23 protein-coding genes, 2 pseudogenes and 1 other annotated feature are annotated in these 26,109 nt (G+C 42.6%); of the genes and pseudogenes, 14 read left to right on the top strand and 11 right to left on the bottom strand.

Annotated features, from left to right (window positions below; all coding sequences use genetic code 11):
* Complete coding sequence (locus F894_RS04015) at nucleotides 1–1,824, bottom strand: acyl-CoA dehydrogenase (RefSeq protein ID WP_005246141.1); 1,824 nt, start codon at nucleotides 1,822–1,824, stop codon at nucleotides 1–3.
* Nucleotides 1,825–1,902: 78 nt separating this feature from the next.
* Here F894_RS04015 and F894_RS04020 point away from each other — a divergent pair, with 78 nt between their 5' ends.
* Nucleotides 1,903–2,883, top strand: a complete 981-nt coding sequence (locus tag F894_RS04020; protein WP_005246142.1) for a GlxA family transcriptional regulator — start codon at nucleotides 1,903–1,905, stop codon at nucleotides 2,881–2,883.
* 6 nt (nucleotides 2,884–2,889) lie between these two features.
* Here F894_RS04020 and F894_RS04025 read toward each other — a convergent pair whose 3' ends face one another.
* Nucleotides 2,890–4,092, bottom strand: a complete 1,203-nt coding sequence (locus F894_RS04025) for an MFS transporter (RefSeq protein WP_005246143.1) — start codon at nucleotides 4,090–4,092, stop codon at nucleotides 2,890–2,892.
* Nucleotides 4,089–4,532 (bottom strand): MarR family winged helix-turn-helix transcriptional regulator, encoded by a 444-nt coding sequence (locus F894_RS04030; RefSeq protein WP_004647091.1) that lies wholly within the window; start codon nucleotides 4,530–4,532, stop codon nucleotides 4,089–4,091. Before F894_RS04030 ends, F894_RS04025 begins: the two co-directional genes overlap by 4 nt.
* A 265-nt stretch (nucleotides 4,533–4,797) precedes the next feature.
* On the opposite strand from F894_RS04030, the gene F894_RS04035 reads away from it, so the two are divergent.
* From F894_RS04035 to F894_RS15030, 3 genes are read left to right on the top strand one after another with little or no spacing between them, the layout of a single operon-like run.
* Nucleotides 4,798–6,243 carry a cytochrome ubiquinol oxidase subunit I gene (locus F894_RS04035; RefSeq protein ID WP_004280451.1) on the top strand — a complete coding sequence of 482 codons (1,446 nt, stop codon included), beginning with the start codon at nucleotides 4,798–4,800 and terminating at the stop codon, nucleotides 6,241–6,243.
* Complete coding sequence (gene cydB, locus F894_RS04040) at nucleotides 6,240–7,244, top strand: cytochrome d ubiquinol oxidase subunit II (RefSeq protein ID WP_004647089.1); 1,005 nt, start codon at nucleotides 6,240–6,242, stop codon at nucleotides 7,242–7,244. Before F894_RS04035 ends, cydB begins: the two co-directional genes overlap by 4 nt.
* A gap of 9 nt (nucleotides 7,245–7,253) precedes the next feature.
* The gene (locus F894_RS15030) at nucleotides 7,254–7,361 is read left to right on the top strand and encodes a hypothetical protein (protein WP_005246144.1); all 108 of its coding nucleotides are present in this window, start codon (nucleotides 7,254–7,256) and stop codon (nucleotides 7,359–7,361) included.
* 86 nt (nucleotides 7,362–7,447) lie between these two features.
* On the opposite strand, the gene F894_RS04045 is transcribed toward F894_RS15030, so the two are convergent.
* Complete coding sequence (locus tag F894_RS04045) at nucleotides 7,448–8,059, bottom strand: thermonuclease family protein (protein WP_005246145.1); 612 nt, start codon at nucleotides 8,057–8,059, stop codon at nucleotides 7,448–7,450.
* Between the two features lie 168 nt (nucleotides 8,060–8,227).
* Nucleotides 8,228–9,145 carry a LysR family transcriptional regulator gene (locus tag F894_RS04050; protein WP_005246146.1) on the bottom strand — a complete coding sequence of 306 codons (918 nt, stop codon included), beginning with the start codon at nucleotides 9,143–9,145 and terminating at the stop codon, nucleotides 8,228–8,230.
* Between the two features lie 95 nt (nucleotides 9,146–9,240).
* On the opposite strand from F894_RS04050, the gene F894_RS04055 reads away from it, so the two are divergent.
* From F894_RS04055 to F894_RS04075, 5 genes are all read left to right on the top strand, one after another.
* A complete protein-coding gene (locus tag F894_RS04055) occupies nucleotides 9,241–10,482 on the top strand; it encodes an acyl-CoA dehydrogenase family protein (protein WP_005246147.1) in 1,242 nt (413 codons plus the stop codon).
* Between the two features lie 51 nt (nucleotides 10,483–10,533).
* A complete protein-coding gene (locus tag F894_RS04060; RefSeq protein WP_005246148.1) occupies nucleotides 10,534–11,655 on the top strand; it encodes a phosphotransferase family protein in 1,122 nt (373 codons plus the stop codon).
* Nucleotides 11,652–12,350: a histidine phosphatase family protein gene (locus tag F894_RS04065; RefSeq protein WP_004280442.1), complete on the top strand. Its 699-nt coding sequence runs from the start codon at nucleotides 11,652–11,654 to the stop codon at nucleotides 12,348–12,350. Before F894_RS04060 ends, F894_RS04065 begins: the two co-directional genes overlap by 4 nt.
* A gap of 52 nt (nucleotides 12,351–12,402) precedes the next feature.
* A complete protein-coding gene (locus tag F894_RS04070; RefSeq protein ID WP_004280440.1) occupies nucleotides 12,403–13,146 on the top strand; it encodes an SDR family oxidoreductase in 744 nt (247 codons plus the stop codon).
* 409 nt (nucleotides 13,147–13,555) lie between these two features.
* Nucleotides 13,556–14,614, top strand: coding sequence for a fatty acid desaturase (locus F894_RS04075; RefSeq protein WP_005246151.1), 1,059 nt, complete (start codon nucleotides 13,556–13,558; stop codon nucleotides 14,612–14,614).
* A gap of 298 nt (nucleotides 14,615–14,912) precedes the next feature.
* Here the strand turns inward: F894_RS04075 and F894_RS04080 are convergent.
* A protein-coding gene (locus F894_RS04080) for an IS3 family transposase (protein WP_145972635.1) occupies nucleotides 14,913–16,132 on the bottom strand; the annotation gives its coding sequence in 2 pieces (ribosomal slippage) (nucleotides 14,913–15,856 and nucleotides 15,856–16,132; 1,221 coding nt in all).
* Nucleotides 15,741–15,857, bottom strand: a sequence feature (AL1L pseudoknot). (Overlaps the previous gene by 117 nt.)
* Before the next feature lie 20 nt (nucleotides 16,133–16,152).
* On the opposite strand from F894_RS04080, the gene F894_RS04090 reads away from it, so the two are divergent.
* Both F894_RS04090 and F894_RS04095 read left to right on the top strand, forming a co-directional pair.
* Nucleotides 16,153–16,854 (top strand): SGNH/GDSL hydrolase family protein, encoded by a 702-nt coding sequence (locus tag F894_RS04090; protein WP_005246154.1) that lies wholly within the window; start codon nucleotides 16,153–16,155, stop codon nucleotides 16,852–16,854.
* A 32-nt stretch (nucleotides 16,855–16,886) separates the two neighbouring features.
* Nucleotides 16,887–17,471, top strand: a complete 585-nt coding sequence (locus tag F894_RS04095) for a uracil-DNA glycosylase family protein (RefSeq protein WP_005246159.1) — start codon at nucleotides 16,887–16,889, stop codon at nucleotides 17,469–17,471.
* Between the two features lie 86 nt (nucleotides 17,472–17,557).
* Here the strand turns inward: F894_RS04095 and F894_RS04100 are convergent, their stop codons facing one another.
* The 3 genes and pseudogenes from F894_RS04100 to F894_RS04110 all read right to left on the bottom strand — a co-directional run bounded on the left by F894_RS04100 (nucleotide 17,558) and on the right by F894_RS04110 (nucleotide 20,363).
* Nucleotides 17,558–18,040 (bottom strand): hypothetical protein, encoded by a 483-nt coding sequence (locus F894_RS04100; protein ID WP_005246160.1) that lies wholly within the window; start codon nucleotides 18,038–18,040, stop codon nucleotides 17,558–17,560.
* Nucleotides 18,041–18,200: 160 nt separating this feature from the next.
* Nucleotides 18,201–18,638 (bottom strand): annotated as a pseudogene (locus F894_RS04105) (hypothetical protein).
* A gap of 168 nt (nucleotides 18,639–18,806) precedes the next feature.
* Complete coding sequence (locus F894_RS04110; protein ID WP_005106839.1) at nucleotides 18,807–20,363, bottom strand: phospholipase D family protein; 1,557 nt, start codon at nucleotides 20,361–20,363, stop codon at nucleotides 18,807–18,809.
* 121 nt (nucleotides 20,364–20,484) lie between these two features.
* Between F894_RS04110 and F894_RS04115 the strand changes: the two genes are divergently transcribed.
* The 3 genes from F894_RS04115 (at nucleotide 20,485) to F894_RS04125 (ending at nucleotide 23,871) form a co-directional block, all read left to right on the top strand.
* Nucleotides 20,485–21,597: an S-(hydroxymethyl)glutathione dehydrogenase/class III alcohol dehydrogenase gene (locus tag F894_RS04115; RefSeq protein WP_005246164.1), complete on the top strand. Its 1,113-nt coding sequence runs from the start codon at nucleotides 20,485–20,487 to the stop codon at nucleotides 21,595–21,597.
* Nucleotides 21,598–21,769: 172 nt separating this feature from the next.
* Nucleotides 21,770–22,300: a hypothetical protein gene (locus tag F894_RS04120; RefSeq protein WP_005246167.1), complete on the top strand. Its 531-nt coding sequence runs from the start codon at nucleotides 21,770–21,772 to the stop codon at nucleotides 22,298–22,300.
* Between the two features lie 521 nt (nucleotides 22,301–22,821).
* Nucleotides 22,822–23,871 carry a 3-deoxy-7-phosphoheptulonate synthase gene (locus tag F894_RS04125; RefSeq protein ID WP_005246168.1) on the top strand — a complete coding sequence of 350 codons (1,050 nt, stop codon included), beginning with the start codon at nucleotides 22,822–22,824 and terminating at the stop codon, nucleotides 23,869–23,871.
* Between the two features lie 619 nt (nucleotides 23,872–24,490).
* Here F894_RS04125 and F894_RS04130 read toward each other — a convergent pair.
* Entirely contained in the window at nucleotides 24,491–25,825 is a 1,335-nt protein-coding gene (locus F894_RS04130; RefSeq protein WP_034438116.1) for an ISNCY family transposase, read from the bottom strand.
* Nucleotides 25,826–26,024: 199 nt separating this feature from the next.
* Nucleotides 26,025–26,109, bottom strand: a pseudogene (locus F894_RS15240) (transposase); the annotation flags it as partial.

The raw sequence follows: 26,109 nt of genomic DNA on the forward strand, positions 1-26,109 counted from the left end.
CTAGAACCAGTCGACTTGCATATTCAAGCAAGTATCATCCAGAGTCATCAGTAATTTGGCCTGATGTTCAATTTCAGGAAGTTCCCAGCGAATAAAATATTGAGCTGCCTGAATTTTCCCTGCCAGAAAAGTCTGATCTTCTGCCTGTGATGATGTCCCAAACTTGAGTTGAGCCTGATTCGCCATTTCCAGCCATAGCCAGGCTAGGATGGTCTTACCCATCATATCCAGATACAGGCCTGAATTGGCCAAAGCTTCGCTGACTTTGCCTTGATGCAAGGCCTGGCCTAAAATCTGTGTAGTCTTTTGCACAGTGGCAAGATGCTGTTTATAGATCTTTGCGAGTTCCACTATCTTAGGTTCATGAATCTCTGACAAGGTCTTCTGGATGCGCTGCATGAGCAGATTGAGCCCTTTGCCATTATGCTGCCAGAGTTTACGTCCCAGCAGATCCAGAGATTGAATGCCGTAAGTTCCTTCATGAATCGGATTGAGCCGGTTATCACGGTAACATTGCTCCACCGGATATTCACGAGTATAACCCGCGCCGCCCAGGACCTGAATAGCCAGATCATTGGCTTTCGGACCATAGGCAGAAGGGAAAGATTTGACCACCGGGGTGATGAGATCAAGCAGAATTGCACTATCTTCATCTTGAGCTGCCTGAAGTTCATCAATTAATCGGGCTGCAAATAAGCAAAGTGCCAGCGAACCTTCTACATATGACTTTTGCGCCAGTAGCATGCGTTTGACATCGGTATGTTCAATGATATTTACTGGTTTCGAGTCAGGTGTTTTTTCATGAACTGGCCGGCCTTGCGGACGGTTTTTAGCATAATCCAGAGATTCCAGATAGCCACGATAACCAATCATGGCTGCGCCCAGACCGACACCTACACGTGCTTCATTCATCATCTTGAACATATATTTTAAGCCATGACCGGGTTCACCAATTAAATAGCCTAAGCAATTATCATTTTCTCCAAAGCTTAAAACTGTAGATGTAGTACCTCGATAGCCCATTTTGTGCAGTAAGCCAGCCAGCTGTACATCATTAGCTTCACCGAGTGAACCATCCTCGTTGGTTTTGAATTTTGGTACGATAAACAGGGAAATTCCTTTCACGCCTTGCGGCGCATCCTGAATCCGCGCCAAGACCAGATGCACAATATTTTCGCTAATGTCCTGATCGCCACCCGAAATAAACATTTTCTGGCCTTTAATTTTATAAATTCCATCTGCCTGAGGAATGGCTTTAGTGGTCAGATCGCTCAAAGAGGAACCTACATTCGGCTCTGTCATGGCCATGGTGCCAGCAAAGCGGCCACTCAACATATGCGGTAGGAATATTTGCTTTTGTTTTGGGGAGGCAAAAGCCTGTATCAGGTTCGCCGCAGCGGCCGTTAGAAAAGAATAAGCCACGGTGGACGGATTGGCCGACATAAAATAAGCATTGCAGGCCATATTCACCAAAGTGGGCAGTTGCATGCCACCATCTGCATAATCATGCTGGGCGCAAAGCAGGCCGGCATCGGCAAACTGTTGCCAGGCTGTCTTCACTTCATCAATGGTTTTGATCTGTTTGCCGTCAAAGTTCGGTTCATGTTGATCAGCTTTGGCATTATGCGGCGCAAAATAATCGGTCGCGATACCTTTTGCCGTTTCCAGAATACTGTCGAAAGTATTTTTGTCATGATCCTGATAGCGTTGCAGTTTAGTCAGCGCTTCAAGTTTGAATACGTCATAAAGCTGGAAATGCAGATCTTTATCATTAATCAGTTGGGTCACGGTACTATCCTGAATGTGCAATCCTTGAGATAGCATCAAGACTAGCAGTTGCTTTTATTGAGGAGGATTGTCAATAATGACATGAATCGGGTGAAAAGTGACAATTAGTAAAGTATGCAACAGGTGGTGATTTTAGGCTTTCATGGGGCTCTGGCTTCGGCCATTACGGGTGTGGTCGATTTATTTACCATGGCTGGCGTAAGCTGGAACCGGATCCAGCAGCAGGACGTACAGCGCCTGTTTAAGGTGAGTATCGCCAGTCCGGAGGGACATCCGATTCGGTGTATCAATGGGCTGCAGTTGCAGGCACATTTTTCTTATCAAGAGATTCAAACTGCAGATATTCTGGTGGTACCGACCATCGCTGCACCGATTCAGGATGTATTGCAACAGAATCCAGAACTGATTCATTTTTTAAAATCTGCACATGCAGAGGCGACTTTAATTGCAGGAAACTGTACGGGGAATTTTTTTCTGGCAGAAGCAGGCATTTTAGATGACCGGATTGCAACAACACATTGGGGTTTTCAGGAAGTGTTTCGTTCACGCTATCCTAAGGTGAAACTGAATGCCGATCTGATGATTAGCCGGGATCAGAATATCTATTGTGCAGGTGGAGGCCTGGCCTGGTTTGACCTAGGTTTGCATCTGATTGAGCGCTTGTATGGCTTTGAGGTGGCCATGCAATCGGCTAAATCTTTCGTAATTGATTACCGCCGTGATAGCCAGTTGTCTTATTCATTGCTGAATATTGGCCAGCCGCACCATGATGAACTGGTACAAAAAATCCAGAACTGGCTAGAGCAGCATTTTCATGAAGATTTTAGTTTGAACCAGCTGGCAGAGCAGTTTAATGTGACTGGCCGAACCCTGATTCGACGCTTTAAACAAGCCTTAGACATACCGCCCAATCAATATCTACAAGCGATCCGGATTGAAGCCGCACGTAAACGACTGGAAGAAACCGATCAAGCTGTGGATGTGATTATGCAAAATGTCGGCTATCAGGATCCAAGTTCATTCCGCCGTTTATTTCATAAAAAAACCGGTCTGACGCCGTTGGAATATCGGCGCCGGTTTAGTCGGCGCTTTTAAAAGCTTTTAATGAGAAGGCTGTACTTTTCCTGCTTTACGGCCATGCAGAAGGTAATACCAGGCCAGACAGCTTAGGGTGAGCAGCGCCGAGAACAGATAAAGCTGGCGATAACCAATCTGGTCCAGCAGCATACCCAGGAAATACGGGCCAAAACCAAGACCGGCATCCAGGGCAATAAAGAAGGTTGAGGTTGCTAGACCCATACGCTGCAATGTTGTACTTTTCACCGCAATGGTTTGACACACCGACTGGATATTCCCAAAACCAAAACCGAGTAACGCTGCACTAGAGAGTAACATCACAGAGTTTTGTGCTTGGCTTAAAAGCAAAATCCCTAATGCCATAATCACAATGGCAGGATAGATAATGATATTTTCGCCTTTACGGTCCATGAGCGGGCCGGTAAAAGGACGCGAAAGCAAAATGGCAAAAGCATACATCAGGAAGAAAAAAGATGCTGCTTCGACCAGATTAATTTCTTTGGCATAAAAGTGAATAAACGACAATATGCCTGAATAAGAAGTAGCCACCAGCAGTACAATCAGTGCAATCGGTAGCGCATTCGGTTCAATATACTGAGCCAGTTTGCTGGTGCTTTGCGAAGTAGAGGCTGCTGACGAATGACTTGCCTTAAGGCGTGGTGGCTGGATAAACAGTCCACAGATCAGGCAGCTGAGCGCAACGATACTGGTAAACATGAAAATTACCTGATAATTGAAATTTGTCATCAGCCAGATTCCGACAAAGGGACCAATCGCTGTGCCGAGGGTGCTGCTCATGCTGAAATAGCCAATTCCTTCACCACGCCGTGTGGCAGGAATGGTCTGTGCAATCACTGTACCCAGTACAGTAGAAGCCATACCCATCATAAAGCCGTGTATCAGACGGATGCCTAGTAAAACTTCCAGCTTGGCCGGAATCATATACAGTCCGGAAAAGAGTAGGAAACCAGTCAGGCCAATGACAAGAGTATTTTTTAGACCCAGACGATTCAGTAATTTTCCGATCAATAAGCGTCCGAATAGGGTGCCGACAATAAACAGACCTGATACCAGACCGGCTTGTGCAGTCGAAGCCCCTAGCTCAGCCACTGAGTAGCCGACAATCACAATCACCAGTAAGTAGAACACCAGAACCAGCTGGAAATTCACCAGACTGATCAGGATAAAATTGGGCGTCCATAAAGGCGCTTCTTGTTCTTGGCTCATTGAGGTCTGTCCTGAGATGAGGGATATAACTGCTGAATGAGTTGCATCAAGGTATTTTTACTGCCTTCAAGATCATCTGATTCAATGTGCTCAAGCAACTGATCTTCAAATGCATCGATCTGTTTGGAACACATCGCAAAGGTCTCAATTCCTTGCTCACTCAACTTGAACAGCTTTTGACGTTTGTCTTCAGTTTCGAGTTGGGCAATCAGATCGAGTTCAACCAGTTGCTGAATCCGCTTAGTAATACCGGGCTTGGATACATTGAGATAACTGGAAATATCTGCCAGCGTGCATTGTTGCTTTGACTGGATGACGTATAACACCTGCCATAAGGAATAATTTAATTGAGATGACAACAAGATCGTATTGATCTCATCGCTCATCAGTCGTGCGCAGCGTAATAACAGCGTACGAAGTCGGGGAGATTCGGAAAACATATGGTTAGTTAACCTGGGTAACTAAATTTAGGCCTAATTTACGCCTGTTTTATCTAAAGCTCAAGAGGAGAGTTTTAAAAATTATTCAGAGTAATATTTTCTTTATCAGCAAGAGTTACATAGTTTAACCTGATTAAAAAATAATCAACAAAAGACTACATACTTTTTATAACAGCCACGCCTAAGCTAACCATGTCACTAGAAAAATTCATGACTTAAAAATTGAAGGGCAAAGATGCCAAATAACAATGCATAGGTGAAGCTTATGACTCTGGGTTTAACTGCATTAGAGTTAGCACGAATACAGTTCGCCTTTACTGTATCTTTTCATATCATTTTTCCGGCTATTTCAATCGGCTTGGCCAGCTTTCTGGCCATTCTGGAATGGCGCTGGCTCAAAACCCAAAACCCGATTTTTCAGGATCTATTCAAATTTTGGGTGAAAATTTTCGCTGTGGCATTCGGGATGGGCGTCGTCTCTGGTGTGGTCATGAGCTACCAGTTTGGAACCAACTGGAGTGAATTTTCCCGGGTGGCAGGAAGTGTGACTGGGCCCTTGCTGGCTTATGAAGTACTCACCGCCTTCTTTTTAGAAGCCGGATTCTTGGGCATCATGCTCTTTGGATGGGGTCGAGTAGGACCAAAGGCGCACTTTTTCTCAACCTTGATGGTTGCGATAGGAACCTGTATTTCCATGTTCTGGATTCTATCGTCCAATAGCTGGATGCAGACCCCACAAGGCTTTGCGATTGAAAATGGCCTGATTGTGCCGCAAGATTGGCTTGCTATCGTGTTTAACCCATCTTTCCCTTATCGTCTGGCCCATATGGCCATGGCTGCCTTTCTGGTTTCCGCCTTACTGGTCGCTGCTACAGCCGCATGGCATCTGATCAAAGGCCGTCGTGATGCACTGGTCAAGACCTCATTTTCCATGGCGATGTGGCTGCTTCTAGTACTAGCACCTTTACAGGTCATCGTCGGTGATATGCACGGTATTAATACCCTTGAACATCAGCCAGCAAAACTTGCAGCTATGGAAGGACACTGGGAAACCAATCATGATGAAGGCATGCCCTTATACCTCTTTGGTATTCCAGATATGGAAGCCGAAGAAACCAAATATGCAGTCGCAATTCCCAACTTGGGTAGCCTGATTTTAACCCACTCGATGGATGGCAAGGTTACGGGACTTAAAGACTTTGCACCTGAAGACCGGCCGAATTCACTGGTGGTGTTCTGGAGCTTCCGAATTATGGTTGGACTCGGCGTGCTGATGTTGTTACTGGCATTATGGGGAGCGTGGGCACGTACCCGAGGCCGTTTTTATGAATCCCGTGCATTGCACCGATTCGCCTTGATTATGGGACCTTCTGGATTTATTGCCATGCTGGCGGGATGGTTTACCACAGAAGTCGGCCGTCAGCCTTGGGTGGTATACGGCATCATGCGTACCAAGGATGCATTGTCACCGGTTTCTGCTGAGCAGGTGGGGCTGACCCTAATTATTTTTGTAGTCGTCTACTGTGTGGTATTTGGTATCGGAATTTACTACATGTTGCGCCTGATGCACAAAGGCCCGGATTTTATTCATACCCGACCAGATCATGAATCAGATAGCGATGTAGTTCAGGCTTCACGCCGACCATTAAGTAGTATTCGCGAACGTATCGAAGAAGTTCCTGAACAACCGGATCAGGAGGATAAAAAATGATTGATTTATCATTAATCTGGATTGTGATTATTGGTTTGGGTGTATTGATTTATACTATTCTTGATGGTTTCGATCTGGGCATCGGCATCTTGTTTCCTTTCTTTCCGCATCAGGATGAACGTGATGTCATGATGAATACCGTGGCTCCGGTCTGGGATGGCAATGAAACCTGGATGGTATTGGGCGGTGCAGGATTGTTTGCAGCTTTCCCACTCGCTTACTCGACCGTACTCTCGGCGCTGTATATGCCAATTATTCTGATGGTGATTGCCTTGATTTTCCGCGGCGTGGCTTTTGAATTCCGCTTCAAGGCCAACCGCAGCAAACATTGGTGGGACAAAGCTTTTATCGGTGGTTCTGCAATCACCAGTTTCCTGCAAGGCATGATTTTAGGGGCTTATATTCAGGGCATTGAAACTCGAAATGGTGTTTATGTTGGTGGGGGGCTGGACTGGCTCACTCCATTCAGTATTTTCACCGGAATCAGTGTGGTGGTGCTCTATGCGGCATTGGGATGTGGCTGGCTGATCTATAAAACTGGAGATGACTTACAGGATCGAATGTTTAAACTGATGCCTAAGCTGATTATTGCCTTGCTGATCATATTGGGTGCTGTCAGTATTTATACGCCGTTGACTCATCCACAGATTGCCGAACGCTGGTTCAGTCAGCCACAATTTACCTATTTTATGCCAGTTCCAGTTCTGGTTCTGCTATTTACCTGGCTGGCCTTACGTGCCTGTAAAAGACGCAGTGAATTAGGCCCATTTACCTATATGCTTGTTCTGGTTTTCCTTGCCTATACCGGATTCTTGATAAGTTTATGGCCATATATTATTCCGCCAAGCGTAACAATCTGGCAGGCAGCAGCGCATGAAAATAGCCAGCTATTTGCCTTGATTGGAGCCTTGATCCTGATTCCAATTATTGTGATTTATACCGGTATGTCCTATTGGGTATTCCGGCATAAGGTCAGGGTCGGCGATGATGGCTATCATTAAGGAGTGGTCATGAAAGGCAAACAGGTATTATGGTTTGTAGGATTATGGCTGGCAGGATTTTTAACGCTGGCCCTGATTGCCGGCGCATTCCGCTTTCTAGTGCATTTGGCTTATTAAATTAGTAAAACTAAAAAATGAAAAAAGTGATCTGAATGTCCTGATCACTTTTTATCATTTGCAATTCATCTTTGACAAAATCAAATTTACGATTTTACCTGCTTACGATAAACACTTGGACGTACAGGGCGACTGCCTTTCCAAAGGCCTTTTTTCTGTTTCTTAGCTTTATTTTGCAGCTCCATCATATAGCGTAAATGGTTTTTATCTTTGATATATTCTTCATAGACCCACGCTGCACCACGTTTGACAATCTCTTCATTGATATTTTTGCGATAGCGGTAGACCACACCGACACAGCGGCCATAACGGTCAATATCGGTAATCTTGACCCGAACCATTTTATTATTCACCATGCTTTTGACCAGACGCTGCGATTCTTTACCATAGGCTTGCGATGATTCAGGAGCATCAACGAAGGCAAAGCGTAATTTGGTTTCAGAGCGACGAATGTTAAAACGGTAGCAGGTGAGGGTATCACCATCACTTACGGCTTTTACACGGCACCAGTATTTTTTGCCTTTCTTAAAAGGGCGGAAAACATCTTTTAAATAAACTGTAATCTTATGCAGCAGATAATAAGAAAAACATAGCAGTACGAGGCCCAGCACAATTTGCCAGGTGATGGAGAGATTTAACAAAGGCAAGATCCAAATCAGCAAAACCAGCTGTAAAATCACAGCTAAAAGTCGAGCCATTTTAGAGCAAAGCCAGTAGATCTACGGATTAAAAGCTAATCACTCAGTGTTTAGTTTTGTACCAGCTAAAATAGCCTAAGTATATTTTTCTACTGAAAAGATGAAGATGCAACCATCTAAACTTATATAAAAATAGCCTAAGTAAACTTGCATTCCTTTATAAATAGCCTAAGCAAAAATTTTATAAATTTCACTTCTCAAAAATTGATGTCTTTTATTCTCTTGCAAATCCTTATGCCAATACATCCCCATATTAATTTTCGGCAGTTCCACAGGGACTTCAAAAATATTTAGACTGGTAGCCAATTGTAAATGCGTCAATACATTTTTAGGAATAGTCAGCATGGCTGTCTTTTGCTGCTCCAGAATTTGCAGAGCAGTTGAGTAATGCTGACAGCGTAAAAAAATCTGTCGTGAATATTGTTTCCGACTTAAATAAATATCTTCAACCAAAACACCAGTACGGCGTGATGACACGCCAATATGAGGCGAGGCAAGATAAATCTGCTCATTCATTTCTGTTAATTGTGTACACACTACAAATTCATCTTGCACCAGGCGTTCAAACTGGATTTTTTCAGCAATGTTTTGTTCCAGATCTATGACAAAATCAATCTGTTGAGAGGCGAGGTCTGCTGCTATATTTTTACGGTCCAGCTTCATGCTGCTAAGTTGAATTTCCAGATTGAGTTGCTGAAAGTGCTGAACGAGTCTGGGAAAGATCATTGGCTCAATTTCATCATGAACGGCAATTTTCAAACTCTGAATCATTTCTGGTCTGAACTGCTGATGCTGTATTGAAATATTTTGAATCGAAAAAAGTGCATTCTTCAGCTCAGGATAGATCTGTTCCGCAAACGGCGTAGGCTGCATTTTGCTACCAGTACGTACAAATAAATCATCTTGTAAATGCTGTCTTAAACGTTGCAGAGCATGACTGGCAGCAGACTGGCTAACTGATAAAATCTGTGCAGCTTTAGAAATACTATTCTGCTCATAAATTGCCATAAAAAGCGGATAAAGGTTAATGTCGATACGATGAAAATTTCGCAGGTCCATGACTGTTTTGGAATGAATATTATGCATAATATTGTATGGGTTAAAATCATTTTATTCATAATAGGTTTTGGGGTAAGGTGTTGTAAAGCGTATGAATTAGAATATTTAGAGGGATAAAAGAGATGTTTGAGCTTTCAGCACGTGCACAAGATTATTTAAATAGAACCAAAAAATTTATTGCTGAGGAAATTGAACCAGTTGAAGCTGATTTCTGGCAGCAGGTTCATGAGTTGAATCAAGGCGGTGACTGGACCAAATGGCAATGGCCAGCAGAACTGGAAAGCTTAAAAGCCAAAGCCAAGGCAGCTGGCCTCTGGAATATGTTTCTCCCTTGTCCTGAACGTGGCCAAGGTTTATCAGTTCAGGAATATGCACATATTGCCGAACTTTCAGGTCGTAGCCTGATTGCACCAGTCGTATTTAACTGTAATGCGCCAGATAGCGGCAATATGGAAGTATTGTGGCGTTATGGTTCTGAAGAACAAAAACAAGAATGGCTGATGCCACTTTTAGAAGGAAAAATCCGTTCAGTCTTTTGTATGACTGAACCTGCAGTTGCATCCAGTGATGCCACCAATATGCAGGCAACGGCGATGGTGGAAGGTAATGAGATTGTTTTGAATGGCCGTAAATGGTGGTCATCAGGTCTGGGCGATCCTAACGCCAAAATCATTATTTTTATGGCGCATACTCCAGATGAAACAAAAGACCGTCATCATCAGCATTCGATGGTTTTAGTTCCTGTGGATACTGCCGGCGTTAAAATCGAACGCATGCTACCTGTATTTGGTGACTACGATGCACCACATGGCCACGGCGAAGTCAGTTTTGAAAATGTCCGCGTTCCGGTAGCGAATTTTATTGGTGGCGCCGGTCAGGGTTTTGAAATTGCTCAAGGTCGTTTAGGACCAGGCCGTATTCATCATTGCATGCGCTGTATTGGCGCTGCGGAAAAATCCTTAGAGTTGATGATTGACCGTGGTATGAGCCGTAGCGCATTTGGCAAAGAGATTTTAAAACTCGGTGGCAATCTGGAACGTGTCGCGGAAGCCCGGGTTGCAATTGATCAGGCACGCCTTTTGACCTTGTATGCCGCCTATAAAATGGATACTTTAGGGAATATGGCGGCACTGACTGAAATTTCTGCAATTAAAGTCGTTGCGCCAAGTGTGCTGGAAAAAGTTGTCGATATGGCAATCCAGATCCACGGCGGTGCCGGTGTCTCTCGTGATACGCCACTGACCGGATTCTTTGCCCAGGCACGTGCCTTACGTTTGGCTGATGGCCCGGATGAAGTGCATAAGGGCATGATTGCCAAACTGGAACTGGCAAAACGTGGCTACAGTACACGCCACAAAAAATAAACTGGCTTAAATAGAAGATTGCAACGTATTAAAAAATTTTAAGGAAAAATTATGGCGGTTATTGATGTAGGTGGAGCAGTTCGTGCAGGTGAAGAACTGGATGGACAAGCCATCACCAATTGGCTAATTCAGCAAAATGTGAATGTTGAAGGCCCTGTGCAAGTGACCCAATATTCAGGCGGAGCTTCAAACTGGACCTACCGTTTACAGTATACCAATGCCGATCTAATTTTACGTCGTCCGCCGCAAGGTACCAAAGCCAAATCAGCCCATGATATGGCACGTGAATATCATGTACAAAAAGCCTTGTCTGAACATTATCCGGTGGTGCCTGAAATGGTGGCGCTTTGTCAGGATGAATCAGTGATTGGCTGTGATTTCTATGTCATGAAACGTCTGGAAGGAATTATCCCTCGCGCCAAAATACCACCTGAGCTGCAGCTTACTGAATCCGATATCCGGATTTTATGTATCAATGTGATTGATAAACTGATCGAACTGCATCAGGTGCCTTATCAAGGGACTGAACTTGAAAATCTCGGTAAGGGTGAAGGCTATTGTCGCCGCCAAGTAGAAGGCTGGGATGGCCGTTATGAAAAGGCCAAAACGCTTAATGTTCCATCCTTTAAATATGTACGCAACTGGCTTAAAGATAATATTCCTTCAGATTCTAAAACCTGTGTCATTCATAATGACTGGCGTTTTGATAATGTCATCTTGAATCCAGAAAATCCAACGGAAGTGATTGGTGTACTGGATTGGGAAATGGCAACCCTCGGCGATCCGCTGATGGACCTAGGTTCTGCCTTGGCTTATTGGGTGGAAGATACTGATAATGCCATTTTTAAAGCAACACGTCGTCAGCCGACCAATCTAAAAGGCATGTTCACCCGTAAAGAAGTGGTGGATTACTATTTGGGAAAAACCGGTTTGCAGCCTGAGAACTGGACATTTTATGAGGTGTTTGGTGTATTCCGTCTCGCGGTCATTGCCCAGCAGATCTATTATCGTTATTACCATAAACAGACTAATAATCCAGCATTCAAGGATTTCTGGGTGGTGATTCATGCCTTGCATATTCGTGCCTTAAAACTGATTGGCAAGCAAAAACTGGAAGCCAATGAGATTGCACAAAAGTATGTGCTTAAATTTAAAGAGATAATGCCAAAATGACTACCATTTACTTGATCCGGCATGGCCAGGCCTCTTTTGGCGCAGAAAGTTACGATCAACTTTCGCCCAACGGAGAGTTACAGGCAAAGCTTTTGGGTCGATATTTTGAAGAAATCCTGAAAGAAGCGCCTTATGTGGTGGCTGGTTCCATGCAACGCCATCAACAGACAGCGCAATTATCACTGGACAAATGTTTTCCGGAAAGTGAGATTCTGACCGATAGTGCCTGGAATGAATTTAATCATCAGCAGGTATTCGCCCGTTATGAGCCGCGCTTTAATCAGCCTGAATTGCTGAAACAGGATGTATCAGAACATGAAAATCCACGGGATTATCTGAGCAAGATTTTTAGCGGTGCAATTGCACGCTGGACTGGCGATGATTATCACCATGAATATGATGAATCTTGGCCAAGTTTCAAAGCACGCGTGGAAAGCGGCTTAGAAAATCTGTGTGACCAGTTGTCCAAAAGCCGACCACGCTATGCAGTAGTTTATACCTCAGGTGGGGTGATTTCTGTGGCTGTAGGCAAAATTTTGGGCCTTAGTCCGGAGAAAACCTTTGCTCTGAACTGGGCGATTACCAATACCAGTATCACGACACTACGTCTGGTGGGTAATGAACCGCAACTACTCAGTTTAAATGAACATCATTTTATTAAAGCACAGCGTCCAGACTTATTGACCTGGATTTAAAATGAGATTGAAAACCTAATACGCTAGAAAAATAAAGGAATAGGGTAAATACATGGCTAAAACAATTTTAATTACCGGTGCAAGTTCAGGGATCGGCGCCGGTATGGCACGTGAATTTGCGAAAAAAGGCTATAACCTGGCGATTTGTGCACGTCGTTTGGAGCGTCTGGAAATCTTAAAGCAGGAACTGGAAAGCCAATATGGCATCAAAGTCATTGCCAAAACACTAGATGTCACCGATTACGATCAAGTGTTTGAAGTGTTTCGTGCTTTTAAAGAAGACTTTGGCACCATTGACCGAGTTATTGTGAATGCTGGTGTCGGTGAGGGCCGCCGGATTGGTAAAGGTAATTTTGCTATCAATAAAGCCACGGTTGAAACCAACTTTATTTCGGCATTAGCACAATGTGAAGCTGCAGTTGAAATCTTCCGTGCACAAAACTCTGGCCATCTGGTGATGATTTCATCTATGAGTGCAATGCGCGGTATGCCAAAACATTTAACAGCTTATGGTGCAAGTAAGGCCGGCGTGGCTCATTTAGCGGAAGGCATTCGAGCTGAATTGATCGATACGCCAATAAAAGTGACCACCATTTTCCCAGGATATATTCGTACTGAAATTAATGAAGGGGCAAAAAAGCTACCTTTTGAAGTAGATGAAAAAACTGGTTCGCGTTTATTGGCAGCAGAAATTGAAAAAGCACCAGTTAAGGCTTATGTGCCGAAATGGCCTTGGTTGCCACTCGGTCTAGCCATGAAAGTATTACCACTTAAACTGGTGAACAAGTTAGGTTAAAAGCGCTCTTAGATCTATAAAAAGAGAAGCTAGAGCGCTTCTCTTTTTATTTTTTATGACAAACTGAGAAAAATTTCTGAATCAGTATTTTTTTCTAAAAAATGTATAGCTTGAATTTACAAAAAAGCGAAATCTTATAAATCCTAATATATTGATTATTAAAATAAAGTTTTAAATTATCAAAAATTATATTTTTATTTTATTGATGAATTTGCAATTAAATCAATTACTTTTAAATTTTCGTTTCATGAGAAAGACCATCTTTTACTTTTCCTAATTTTCGCCAATTTTAAGAACTTTTCCAAACTGTCCAAAACTTAGACATACTCACTCTAAAAGTGGAAAGATAACTTCTCTTTTTTAGAATTTCCTTTAATGTACAACCGTTCAGAAATTAAAGGTTGTCCATATGTCTACATCTGCGGATATGACTGACCAGCAGCGAATCTCCAAGGTCAGAAGTATCGTTACCCAGGCCGGGGAAGAGGTGCGTGCTCGTTATCCCATACTCAAACATCAGAACTTTATCGGTGCGAGTATTTTAGGCTTCGCCTGGGCAGGCATGATTGCATGCGCGGTAGCATATGGAACAGGTTATCTCTCAGTATGGTTTACCATTCCCTTGATTGCGATTTTTGCATCATTGACCCATGAATTGGAACATGACCTGATTCATTATATGTATTTCAAAAAAACACCTTGGGCACATCATCTGATGCTGGCACTGGTCTGGTTGGCACGTCCAAACACCATTAGTCCGTGGGCACGTCGTCGTTTACATTTGCATCATCATAAATATTCAGGCACTGAACATGACCTGGAAGAACGTGGCATCAGTAATGGTATGCCTTGGGGCATTCGCCGAATTCTGGTGATTAGTGACCAGTTGATGTCAGTGTATCTGCGTCCATTTCAGATGTTTAAAATGATTCATCTTTTTCTGGAAAAACAGCCTGAAAAAGAACATAAAATTGCCATGATTTCTCAGTTATTTGGCTTTTTACCTCTCAGCATTATTTACTATGGATTGTGCTACCTGTTTGTGGTCTTTCATGGTTTAAATGCAGTTGCACCGCTATTCGGTTATGAGATGCTCTGGTCGCAAGGCATTGTCGATGCTATGCCAATCGTAAATCTGCTGGCAGTCATCTGGGTGATTCCGAACTTTATCCGTTCTTTTAGCTTGCAGTTTGTCAGCTCAAATATGCATTACTATGGCGATATTGATCCACGTGATGTGATCAAACAAACCCAAGTGCTCAATCCATGGTGGATGGTTCCGTTCCAGTTATTCTGCTGTAATTTTGGTTCGACCCATGCGATTCATCATTTTGTGGTCAAAGAGCCATTTTATATCCGTCAACTGACGTCCAAAACGGCGCATAAAGTAATGAAAGAAGTGGGCGTGCGTTTTAATGATGTGGGAACTTTTAAGCGTATGAATCGCTGGAATGACTATAAAATCTAAGCTTTAATTTCCATAAGAAATCCCGTTTTTAAGCGGGATTTTTTTATATTTATCCTTGATGTTTTACCCAATGGCAAGATGTATAAGCCTGTATTTTGCAAGAATCCTATCTTAGTTAAATTTAGGTGAACATTCATTTAAAATGACTGTTGAGGAAATAGTTCAAAAGAATAAACTCAGGTAAAATTAAGTATATCCCTATATAAATTAGCCCGCTATGTTGCTGAAAGCCGCCACCATTGCCTTGATTCCTGCACTTTGAACCGTACCGGGTTTGTCGGAGACTTTTTTATTTAAGTTAAGCCACCTGACCTAACGGGTTAATCTTATCATAGTACATTGCTTCAAACTCAAAAGGCGACACATAACCCAGTGCACTGTGTACACGCTTTTTATTGAACCAATCTACCCAGTTTAGTGTCGCAAGTTGTACATCTGCTAAACCTTGCCAATCTGCTTTTAAATATTCAATCACCTCTGTTTTGTATAAGCCATTCACCGTTTCAGCCAAAGCATTATCGTATGAATCACCAGTTGTACCGACTGATGCTCGTAAATTTGCTGCTTCTAAACGATTGGTATAGCGAATCGAAAGATATTGCACACCCCTGTCGGAATGATGAATCACATTCTTTGGCATGCCTCGATCGTGCAATGCTTGCTCAAGTGCATCGAGCACCATATCTGTATTCATCCGTGTAGATACTTTCCATCCAACAATTGCTCGTGAGAACACATCAATAATAAAGGCGGTATAGACCCAGCCTGAATGAGTTTGAATATACGTAAAGTCACTGACCCATAATTGGTCAGGTCGATCAGCACTAAAATTACGTTTCACTAAATCATCTGCTCGTTTTTGATCATCTCGGTTGCGGGTAGTTTGTTTGTTCTTACCACGCCAAACACCTTGTATATCTAGCTTCTGCATCAATCGAGCAACTGTACAACGTGCAATAACATAGCCTTCACGTTTCAATTTTTGCCAAACTTTACGTACACCATATCGACCTAAACTTTCCTTCCAAATTCGTTTAATTTGTTCAGCATGATGCTCATCATGTAGATCTCGTTTCGCTCGATGTTCTGGATTGTCAGCGAGATCTAAAGTTCGGTAATAGGTTGAAGCTGCGATCGGTAAAATCCTACAAATCGCATCAACACCATATAAGTCTTTATTGTTATGGATGAAATCCACCATTATTTGTGTGGGCGGTCGAGCTCCGCCTGGGCGAAAAAAGCGGCTGCTTTACGTAGAATTTCATTGGCACGCTTTAATTCTTTAATTTCACGTTCCATTTGCTTCATTTTTTCTTGATCAGATATCTGTTGTACTTTAATAGGATTTTGCTGATCTAAATGCTTTTGATGCCAGGCACGAAGTGTTTCAGGAGTACAACCAATCTTAGGCGCAATTGCTGTGATTGCAGCCCAAGTAGAAGGATAATCTTTTTCAGATTCAATTAGTAATTGAACCGCTCTTTCTCTAATTTCGGGGGTATAGGTTGGTTTTTTCATCGGAATAGTCTCTCAGAATATTGAGTCTCCGACAAACCCGGTACGGTTCACTTGTCATTCAGGGTAATCGTGTCAAGAAAAATACCCTAAGACTGCCGGAACCTGAAGGTGCACGTGAAGGTCAAACCGGAACCGGCAACAAACTGTCTCTGCTGATTTTAGGGGATTCGGCAGCAGCAGGTGTAGGAGTAGAACATCAGGATGACGCATTACTGGGTGCAATTCTGCATGAACTGAAAGATGACTTTGAAATTGACTGGAAATTACAGGCCAAAACAGGCGATACCAGCTCAAAAGTAATTCATGCTTTGGACCAAATAGGAGTCCAGCACTATGATGTAATCGTCACGTCGGTTGGCGTCAATGATGTGACCAAACTGATACCTGTCGAGGTTTGGATTCAGAAACAGGAACAGCTTTATAGTAAAATTCAGCAAAAATTTAGTCCGAAACTGATCATTGCTGCCGGTGTGCCGCCAATGAATATGTTTCCGGCGCTACCGAATCCTTTAGCCTGGCTATTTGGCCAGTATGCTAAACAGATGAACCAGCAACTAGAAAATTTTGTGAATCAGCAAGTGAATATGCAATGGATTGAATACGATATTGAGAAGTATCGTGCCATGAATTTACAAATGGCTGCAGATGGTTTTCATCCGAGTAAGGAAGTTTATACACTTTGGGGACAAGAAGTAGCTGGCAAGATTCGGAAGACCTTCTAAAATAGTTGAAATCTCTCAATTTAGTTAATTCTATGTCTGATATTGAAACGCATCCGCTACCGCCATTTTTACCGCCCAATGCCAAATTACTGATGTTGGGTAGTTTTCCGCCACCTGCCACACGCTGGAAAATGAACTTTTATTATCCAAACTATCAAAATGATATGTGGCGGATTTTTGGACTGATTTTCTTTGAAAATAAAGATTACTTTTTGGACTTACCTAATAAAAAATTTCAAGAACAATTAATCCGGGATTTTTTAACTGAAAGGGGAATTGCGATTTTTGATAGTGGCTATCAGATCCGGCGTTTAAAAGGCAATGCTTCAGACAAATTTTTGGAAATAGTAGTACCCACCAATATTGAGCAACTGCTCAGCCAAATGCCGCAGTGCAATCATATTATGACCACAGGCGACAAGGCCACAGACACCATGATGCTGTCCATGCCTGAAGGGACTTTAAAGCCGAGTATTGGCCAGCCAAGTCAGGCCCATTTTGTCGGACGTGATCTGTATTTATATCGCATGCCTTCATCTTCTCGAGCATATCCGGTTTCTCTAGAGAAAAAAGCCGAAAGTTACCGATTGATGTTTGAACATGTGGGTCTAGTTTAATATTTAATCCAATAATCAGATAAAATGGTTAAAGAGGTTTTAGGCTACAGACAAGACATAAACTTACTATTTGTAAGTTATTGGCTTTATTTATTCATATTTGGATATTCAACCCAGCGATGGCTATTAATTTTAATCTCCCGGACATGATGAAAGCTGGACCAGATTAACTGGCTACCTTTGGTCCATTTTAAAGCTCGAATACGCGACTCCACCTGCTGTATTTCCTCAGGTGAGGCCGGACGTAAAGGCCCAATTTCTGCATATAAGCGTACTCCTGGATAACGCTTAAATTTACCTTTAAGCAACGAATGAAACCAAAACAGTTTGCTACTGTTCACAGCCTGTATGCAGGCCATCGGCTGATGCTGTAAATTTTCAGAAAAAGTAGTGGAATAAGTATCAAAAAAGAAACCCGTACTGGTCTTTTTGTTGAGAAATATAGTTCCGATCGGAGTAATGCTAGGCAAACCTTTAGAGTTGACCGTTGCAATAGAGCAATGCATGGCAGCCCGTTGTGCATCAGCGACCACTTGGCGAATCTGTTGCCATTCACTCTCAGAAATCATGTCGTGATTCTCTTTTTATTTTTTATAAATTTTATAACAACTTATTTAGCTTGGCATTGCCTGAAAAAACTAAAACTACGGCAGTTTGATCAATCTAAAACGTCATTCAGATTATAAAAAAGAGCCCCATAGGCTCTTTAAAAAATGCAAAATGCGGCGATTAGCCATCGTATTCGACATAATCCCACAAATTTAAACGTGCTTTAATTTCATGACGGATCTCAGGCAACATCGGCAAAAGAGTACCATCAATCCATAAGCTCAACGCTTGGGTAGAGAGTACTTGCTACTGTTCATCGACCAGTTGTGCACCTTTCAACATAATTCCGGTCTCATCAGTGGCTTCGGTTTCTACACCTTTAAATAAAACCTGTAATTCATAACCGCTATCCTGAATCAGCCATTCCAGTTCGAGCTGAATATTTTCACTGGATTTCAAAACCACCTGTCCCTCGACCGTATCGGAGTCGGACAGACAGTCATGTTCCACCCGAATTTTGGCGAAATACCATTCTTGCTGGGATAAATCATGGAGGGTTTTTACAGGCGTCAGAATATCACTGAACTTAAACTGACGGCTTAGATCAAAAAATTGCATGGGAGTGGAGGGCGAACAATCGCAAAATACGAGAAAAATGTAATTCTAAAGTAAGCGCAATAGACTGTAAAACCCTTTAAACGATGATTGGACTAAGTTAATTTAAGCGGTCATTCTCAAAATACAGGCTTTTCATGTCGTCGTAATTGTGAGGTCATTCTAATGTCATTACATTAACCATTCACCGGGAAATTTCGTCACCAGATTCATCATAAAACGCTGGAATTTTGTAGTTTCCGGATCATGTAAATGCTGAATACTACGGCCATCTTTTTGATGTTCCAGCCAAATCATTTCATTTTTTTCGTTCAGTTTAAGTTGATAAGCCACGCGTGGTAAGTACTGATCCATCGCACTGGTGATTTCCTTCTGAAAATCTTCCGATTCAATGACCAGACCGACTTCGGTATTCAGATAGGCTGAACGCGGATCAAAATTAAATGAACCGACAAACACCATGCCATCCAGATCAAAAAATTTGGCATGCAAACTGGAGCTATTTTTGTTTTTAGCCGGGATGATGTCTCCAGTCATAATTTCATACCAGGTCCGTTCCGGACGGACAATGTAGGGTTTAAATTCCCAGAGTTCGATGCCACTTTTCAATAATTGCTGACGATATTGCTGATAATAGGCATGCACCGCAGCCACATCATTGGCCTGAAAAGAGTTGGTCAGGATTCTGATTTTCACACCTTGTTGCGCACGGCGGGTTAAATAGTCGGCCCCTTTTTGCGTGGGAATAAAGTACGAGGACACCAGTTCCAGATGTTTTTTTGGCTCACCCATCAGTTCGAGCATATGGGTATAAATATAATCGCCATTTTTGGCATGGGGGCGTGCTTTTGCGGGACTATCCGCAACAAAATAAGCCGGCGCCCAGTGAATGGGTTGTTTTTTTAAGTGTTGTTCGACTTGTTTCTCGGCAATGCCCACCCGGCGTTTGAGTTCAGTTTCGTCAACATCTTCTCGTTCAAATTCAGTTCTGAGCCTTTTAAGCATTTCAGGATGGCCGGCATCATTCAAGATCTGTCGAACGTCATAACTCAGATCATCATTCCAGAAGTTAATAAAGGTCTGATTGGCATCTGTTACGCTTTGCCCTGCGAAGAATATATCCACATCGGTGAACTGAAAATCTTCACTGGCATCAAAATATTCACTACTGATATTGCGGCCGCCGGTCACGGCTGCAGTGCCATCCGCAATGATCAATTTATTGTGCATGCGATGATTGACCTTTTTCATCCGGAAGCCATAATCCAGCGCACGTAAATGACGAAATTTATAGGGATTAAAAATCCGAACTTCAAAATTTGGATGTTGGCTTAGAGCAAGAAGCTTGTCATCAAGCTGGGTACCATTTTGATCGTCAATCTGAACCCGTACTTTGACACCGCGATCGGCGGCTTTAAGTAATTGGGACAAGATCATATTGCCAATATAATCATCCTTCCAAATGTAATATTGTAGATCCAGATGATATTTAGCTTTGTTAATCAGGTGCAGACGTGCTGCCATACTCATAAAGCCATCATAGAGCGGCAAGAAAGCCGTTTTACCGCTATTAATTTGCTGTTTTGAAAGTTGATTGTCGATCCAGTGCGCAGGTCGAACCGGCGTAATTTTCGCTTCTTCAGCAGTGTTGGGAGCCAGTTCACAGCCAGAAAGCATGATGCTAAAAGTAAAAATGCTCAAACATACAAAGGGCGAAGGTTTAGTCATTGATGTTCCATTAATTATAGGATCTTTTATTCCTTATCTAGTGATGTTAATAGTTGAATCTCCGAATAGAAAGAGGTTACTGTTAGTCATCTGTAAATCATCAAAAAAAGGACAGTTTTACATGAAATCACGTGCAGCAGTTGCGTTTGGTCCAGGCCAGCCATTAGAAATTGTAGAAGTGGATGTTGCTCCACCAAAAGCAGGTGAAGTACTGGTAAAAATTAGCCATACAGGCGTGTGTCATACCGATGCATTTACCTTGTCTGGTGAAGATCCTGAAGGTGTATTTCCTGCGATCTTGGGTCATGAAGGTGCGGGTGTGGTCGTTGAAGTAGGTGAAGGTGTTATCAGCCTGAAACCGGGCGATCACGTGATTCCGCTTTATACTGCTGAGTGCGGCGAATGCTTGTTCTGTAAGTCAGGTAAGACCAACCTGTGTGTTGCTGTGCGTGCGACCCAAGGTAAAGGTGTCATGCCAGATGGTACAACCCGTTTCTCTTATAATGGCGAGCCGATCTATCACTATATGGGTTGTTCAACTTTTTCTGAATATACTGTGGTTGCTGAAGTGTCTCTGGCAAAAATTAATCCTGAAGCCAACCATGAGCATGTTTGCCTGCTGGGCTGTGGTGTGACTACCGGTATTGGTGCGGTGCATAATACGGCGAAAGTTCAGGAAGGTGACAGTGTTGCGGTATTTGGTTTAGGTGGTATTGGTCTTGCTGTGGTACAAGGCGCACGTCAGGCTAAAGCTGGACGCATCATTGTGATTGATACCAATCCGGATAAGTTTGAACTGGCGAAACAGTTTGGTGCGACAGATTTCCTGAATCCAAAAGACTATGATCAGCCGATCCAGCAAGTGATTGTTGAAATGACCGGTTGGGGTGTAGATCATTCATTCGAATGTATCGGTAATGTAGATGTGATGCGTTCAGCACTAGAATGTGCGCACCGTGGCTGGGGTCAATCAGTGATTATTGGAGTAGCTGGGGCAGGTAAAGAAATTTCAACCCGTCCATTCCAGTTAGTCACAGGTCGTAAATGGATGGGTACAGCGTTTGGTGGGGTAAAAGGTCGTTCACAATTGCCGGGAATGGTAGAGCAATCCATGAAAGGTGAAATTCAACTTGAGCCTTTTGTGACACATACCATGCCATTAGATCAGATCAATGAAGCTTTTGACCTGATGCATGAAGGTAAATCAATCCGTACGGTCATTCATTTTGACTAAGCTTTTTTATGCGGCTTTCACTTGATTCAGGATACATTAGTGCATGAAAGCCTCACAGAGAGTCACTGAAACAACACACGCCTGCTAATGTCATTACATGCCAGATGCTTATATTAAATAGGACGTATGAAAATACGTGATAAAACCATTTTAAAGAATAAGGATAAGCTCTATGTCGAATGATAATTTTGATCGTGATGTAATTAAGAATGCGCCTAAAGATGTCCGCGATGATTTAAATGCTGATCCAATTACTGGTGAACCTGGCGCACATCCTGTAGGTACAGGTGTCGGTGCTGCAGGTGGCGCAGCAGCAGGTGCAGCTATTGGTGCTGCAGGCGGTCCGGTGGGTGTCGCTGTCGGTGGTGTTGTTGGTGCGGTCGTTGGCGGTCTGGCAGGTAAAGGTGTAGGCGAAGCTATAAATCCAACTGAAGAACAGGCTTACTGGCGTGATAATTCGATCAATACGCCATACTATTCAGATGCCCGTACTACCTATAGCGATCTGGATTATGACCGTGATTATGATACGGCCTATCGAGTCGGTTATGAAAACCGTGGCAGCTATGATGCCCATACCCGTTTTGAAGACGTAGAACCTGATTTGAGACTGAAATGGGAACAAATAAAAGGCGAATCACGTTTAAACTGGGAACAGGCTAAATTTGCAGTGCGTGATGCCTGGAATCGTGTTTCACGTTAATTTTTAATCTTTGGATTAAACTGAAGTTTCTTTGGTAAAACCCGCAATAGGTTTGTGGGTTTTACTAATTTTAGTGATACATATCACGGTTTGATTGATCGATAAATAAAAGTAGAAAAGTTAATAAATATTTTTTTATATTTAATGCTTGTCAAATGATCACAGAGCGCGTATTTTAATTTCAGAATCACATTTTATGAAAGACATAACATGTTAAAGCAACCTATCATTTCAAACGCATATTTTTATTTCTGGCAGTTTAGCTAATTGCCTGAATGCGTTTGGGCAATGAAAAGGTTGCCCACCAGTTTATACCTGATCGGCAACCCTGATCAGGTTTTTTTATGCCTTTCATTTTTTAAAATATTTTGGAGACAGCCATGACAAACTTTAACTATTCATACTTTAACAACTTTTATTGGTCTTATTTTAGTCAGCTAATGACACTCACAACACTTTCGATTAGACCCATAACGCTCAAATAAAAGTTTGGACTGATTGCCAGTCCCAGGATTAAAGTCATGAATACCCCAAATACATCACAACAACATCATGCTGAAAGCATTTTAATTTTACCTCAGCAGCTTAAGCAGCAATTGCCACTGTCTCCGCAATTGGCCAGCCAAGTCGCTGAACATCGTCAAATCATTCAAAATATATTAGAAGGCAAGGATCATCATTTGATGGTGGTCACCGGCCCATGTTCCATTCATGATGAAGCTTCGGCGCTAGACTATGCAGAAAAATTAAAACAGCTTCAGTCACAGCTATCTGATCAGATTTTCCTGGTGATGCGTGCTTATATCGAAAAACCGCGGACTACCGTAGGCTGGAAAGGTTTCCTTTACGATCCAAATCTGGATGGTTCATCCAATATGCAATTGGGCTTGGAAAAATCTCGTGACTTATACCTAAAAATCATTGAAATGGGTCTGCCCATTGCCTCTGAAATTCTTAGCCCGATGGCAACTGCTTATTTCGATGACTTATTAGCTTGGGGTGCGATTGGCGCACGTACCAGCGAATCGCAAATTCATCGCGAAATTTCCAGCCATATGCCGTACAGCATCGGTTTCAAAAATGGTACTGACGGTTCGATCCAGATTGCATTAGATGCCATTCAGTCTGCCTCTCATCCTCATCAATTCCTGGGGATGAGCCAGTCTGGTTTACCATGCATTTTACACTCGCAAGGTAATCCTAAAGCACATTTGATTTTACGTGGCTCGAATAGCGGACCAAATTACCAATTGTCAGAAATTGAGAAAATCCGGGCCAAACATCAGATCGACTTACCGGCATTGGTGATTGACTGTAGTCATGGCAATAGCTCAAAAAATCCGATGCTGCAGCCTGAAGTATTGGAGCAGACCGTGGCAGAACGCTTACAGACCAATGTTCGTGGCGTAATGCTAGAAAGTCATCTTGTTGACGGCAACCAGAAAATTTCTGAGCAAATGACTTATGGTCAGTCTGTAACTGATGGATGTCTGGGCTGGACAAAAACCGAACAACTATTGTTAAATATGACTGACTCACTACGGCTCGAAGGTTTGAAGCGTAGTGCTTAAAACTGAATGATGTCTTTCCTCAATTGATTGGGGAAAGACAGAATCGGATGAAGCCGATCAGCGCATCTCCCAGATGCTTAAACTAGCTCATCACAGCGTTTGAAAATAAAAATAATGATTAGAACGATTTTATAAATTGAATAAAAATAATTAAATTAAAAAATAAACAATAACAATAATTTATTAGAGGTCTTGCTTCAGCTGATTCTACACGGCTGACCAGTCATGATCTCAGGAATCTCGATATGTATACAACCGAATTGCTCGATGAAGCACGTAAATTTATGCACCATATGCTAAGCGTAATACGGACTCCAATAATGAACTGCGCTTGCAAATCAAATTGAAAAGTAATCGTCTTAACCCAGTTTTGCAGGCGGAAAGTACTCAAATATCTATGCTTGAGCAGTCTAGATCACGCACACTTTCTACCGATTAATACTGAGGATCTGGGCAACGCATAATTTGGCTAAAAACGTATGGCCAATGTCACTTTTAATGTTAGGTGGCATAATCAATGCCAGAGTCTGAAAGCGGATATTTCTATTTTGGACTTACAACACTGTGTTATTCACCAATTAAAATGTCTATGCGATAAACCATTTAAAATGTCCTGTTTTTAACCACAAGAGTCAAGCACAGGATTTAACTTTCTTTGTTCAATAACAGCTTTCTGAGCTTTACGACTCGGCATACTTTTCTTGAGACGGGAACGTTTATTCTGTTTTTCCAACTCTTCATGCTGTTGCTGAATATGTGCCAGAACTGTACCTAACCGTTTATTCTCAACGATCTCATTCTGCTGTAGCCCAGCCAATTTATTGAAAATGCTGTAGTTGAGCTTTCGTCCCTCGTGCATGAGGGCCACAGTCCCATCCGGGTACTCCAGAAATGAAATATATTGCCCAACAAGCTTATCATTCAGCTCTATCGGTTCAAGCAGATAAATACATTTGTCATAGGTCAGGGTCAGATTCTTGGTGACCTTACGCGGTTCCTGCCAGGTAAAAATATCATCCAGTTCAAGATCAGATTCGGTTAAGGGCCGATGTAAATTCTTTGAGTTTCGCGCACACTTGGAAAACTTCTGATTGAAATGCTCAATAAAGCAGGGCAGCCAGGCATTTGCCTCGGCAATTGAACAGATACCTTCTAGGCGCATTTCCTTGATCAGGCGATCCTGGAGTGTTCTATTGGCACGTTCCACACGGCCTTTGGCCTGGGGTGAGTTGGCGAAGATAATATCAATATTTAACTCATTCAGAATCCGCCCAAATTGCGTGATCTGGCTATCTTGGCTCGATTTCTGATTCACTCGGAATACCGAGTGTTTATCGCTATAAAACGCTAAAGGCTTGCCGTATTGCTCAATGTAGGCTCGGGTTGAAAGCATATAATCAAAGGTCGTTTCAGCCTCACAAAAGCGCAGATGCAACAGCTTTCCAGTGGCGTCATCGATATAAACCAGCAAGCAGCATTTGGAAGCTCGGCCTTCAAACCAGTCATGATATGAGCCATCGATCTGGATCAGCTCACCGAAGCAATCACGGTTGTATCGAGGCTGATATGGACGTTTCAGGCGCTTGGATCGAGGAATCCAGAGGTCATTTGCAGTCATCCAGCGACGAACCGTTTCCACAGCAATATGCAGCCCAAACATGCTGCTGAGCTTCTCATGAGCCAATGTAGGACCAAAGCCAAGAAAATATTCAGAAATAATGGAAAGACATTCTGATTTTAACAGGACGTCATGGCGACGATGACCCGGTTGACCACGACTGGCATGTGCCATACCTGAGACACCATCTTGATTGAGCTTCTGCAATAACCGGGTAATTTGACGGGTGGAAAGATTCAGGATTTCAGCAGCACGGACCTGGGTAATACGATGATCTCTAACGTCTTGCAGAACTGCAAGACGTTGAATTTCTTTATCAGACATAGTGATCAGCATCCATATTTTATATCCAGTCCATGGTGATAAAAACCATCATAAACCAGACATTTTTATTGGTGAGAATATAGACACTTTAAATGGGTTCTAACAAGGGCCTTTCGTATAATCGCCATTATGTTAAATGGCACTAAGCATATTAATTTTGTCTATATTTACGATTATCAAATATGTTCATAAATATTAATGTAAGTTGTCATTAAAAAGTAAACATGTATTCTTTTCCGAATTGGTTTGATACTTTCTCCACCCATTGCTCTATTGTGTCAGCTGTCATGACTTGA

The organism is Acinetobacter sp. CIP 51.11, from assembly GCF_000369665.1.
Taxonomy (GTDB): Bacteria; Pseudomonadota; Gammaproteobacteria; order Pseudomonadales; family Moraxellaceae; genus Acinetobacter; species Acinetobacter lwoffii_S.

Excerpts from the sequence above, each read along its gene's own strand:
- F894_RS04050 (WP_005246146.1), bottom strand. The coding sequence starts at position 9,145 with ATGCATAATATTCATTCCAAAACAGTCATGGACCTGCGAAATTTTCAT.
- F894_RS04065 (WP_004280442.1), top strand. The coding sequence starts at position 11,652 with ATGACTACCATTTACTTGATCCGGCATGGCCAGGCCTCTTTTGGCGCA.
- F894_RS04020 (WP_005246142.1), top strand. The coding sequence starts at position 1,903 with ATGCAACAGGTGGTGATTTTAGGCTTTCATGGGGCTCTGGCTTCGGCC.
- F894_RS04115 (WP_005246164.1), top strand. The coding sequence starts at position 20,485 with ATGAAATCACGTGCAGCAGTTGCGTTTGGTCCAGGCCAGCCATTAGAA.
- F894_RS04035 (WP_004280451.1), top strand. The coding sequence starts at position 4,798 with ATGACTCTGGGTTTAACTGCATTAGAGTTAGCACGAATACAGTTCGCC.
- F894_RS04075 (WP_005246151.1), top strand. The coding sequence starts at position 13,556 with ATGTCTACATCTGCGGATATGACTGACCAGCAGCGAATCTCCAAGGTC.
- F894_RS04125 (WP_005246168.1), top strand. The coding sequence starts at position 22,822 with ATGAATACCCCAAATACATCACAACAACATCATGCTGAAAGCATTTTA.
- F894_RS04025 (WP_005246143.1), bottom strand. The coding sequence starts at position 4,092 with ATGAGCCAAGAACAAGAAGCGCCTTTATGGACGCCCAATTTTATCCTG.
- F894_RS04030 (WP_004647091.1), bottom strand. The coding sequence starts at position 4,532 with ATGTTTTCCGAATCTCCCCGACTTCGTACGCTGTTATTACGCTGCGCA.
- F894_RS04015 (WP_005246141.1), bottom strand. The coding sequence starts at position 1,824 with ATGCTATCTCAAGGATTGCACATTCAGGATAGTACCGTGACCCAACTG.
- F894_RS15030 (WP_005246144.1), top strand. The coding sequence starts at position 7,254 with ATGAAAGGCAAACAGGTATTATGGTTTGTAGGATTATGGCTGGCAGGA.
- F894_RS04095 (WP_005246159.1), top strand. The coding sequence starts at position 16,887 with ATGTCTGATATTGAAACGCATCCGCTACCGCCATTTTTACCGCCCAAT.
- F894_RS04055 (WP_005246147.1), top strand. The coding sequence starts at position 9,241 with ATGTTTGAGCTTTCAGCACGTGCACAAGATTATTTAAATAGAACCAAA.
- F894_RS04045 (WP_005246145.1), bottom strand. The coding sequence starts at position 8,059 with ATGGCTCGACTTTTAGCTGTGATTTTACAGCTGGTTTTGCTGATTTGG.
- cydB (WP_004647089.1), top strand. The coding sequence starts at position 6,240 with ATGATTGATTTATCATTAATCTGGATTGTGATTATTGGTTTGGGTGTA.
- F894_RS04070 (WP_004280440.1), top strand. The coding sequence starts at position 12,403 with ATGGCTAAAACAATTTTAATTACCGGTGCAAGTTCAGGGATCGGCGCC.
- F894_RS04100 (WP_005246160.1), bottom strand. The coding sequence starts at position 18,040 with ATGATTTCTGAGAGTGAATGGCAACAGATTCGCCAAGTGGTCGCTGAT.
- F894_RS04130 (WP_034438116.1), bottom strand. The coding sequence starts at position 25,825 with ATGCTGATCACTATGTCTGATAAAGAAATTCAACGTCTTGCAGTTCTG.
- F894_RS04060 (WP_005246148.1), top strand. The coding sequence starts at position 10,534 with ATGGCGGTTATTGATGTAGGTGGAGCAGTTCGTGCAGGTGAAGAACTG.
- F894_RS04110 (WP_005106839.1), bottom strand. The coding sequence starts at position 20,363 with ATGACTAAACCTTCGCCCTTTGTATGTTTGAGCATTTTTACTTTTAGC.
- F894_RS04120 (WP_005246167.1), top strand. The coding sequence starts at position 21,770 with ATGTCGAATGATAATTTTGATCGTGATGTAATTAAGAATGCGCCTAAA.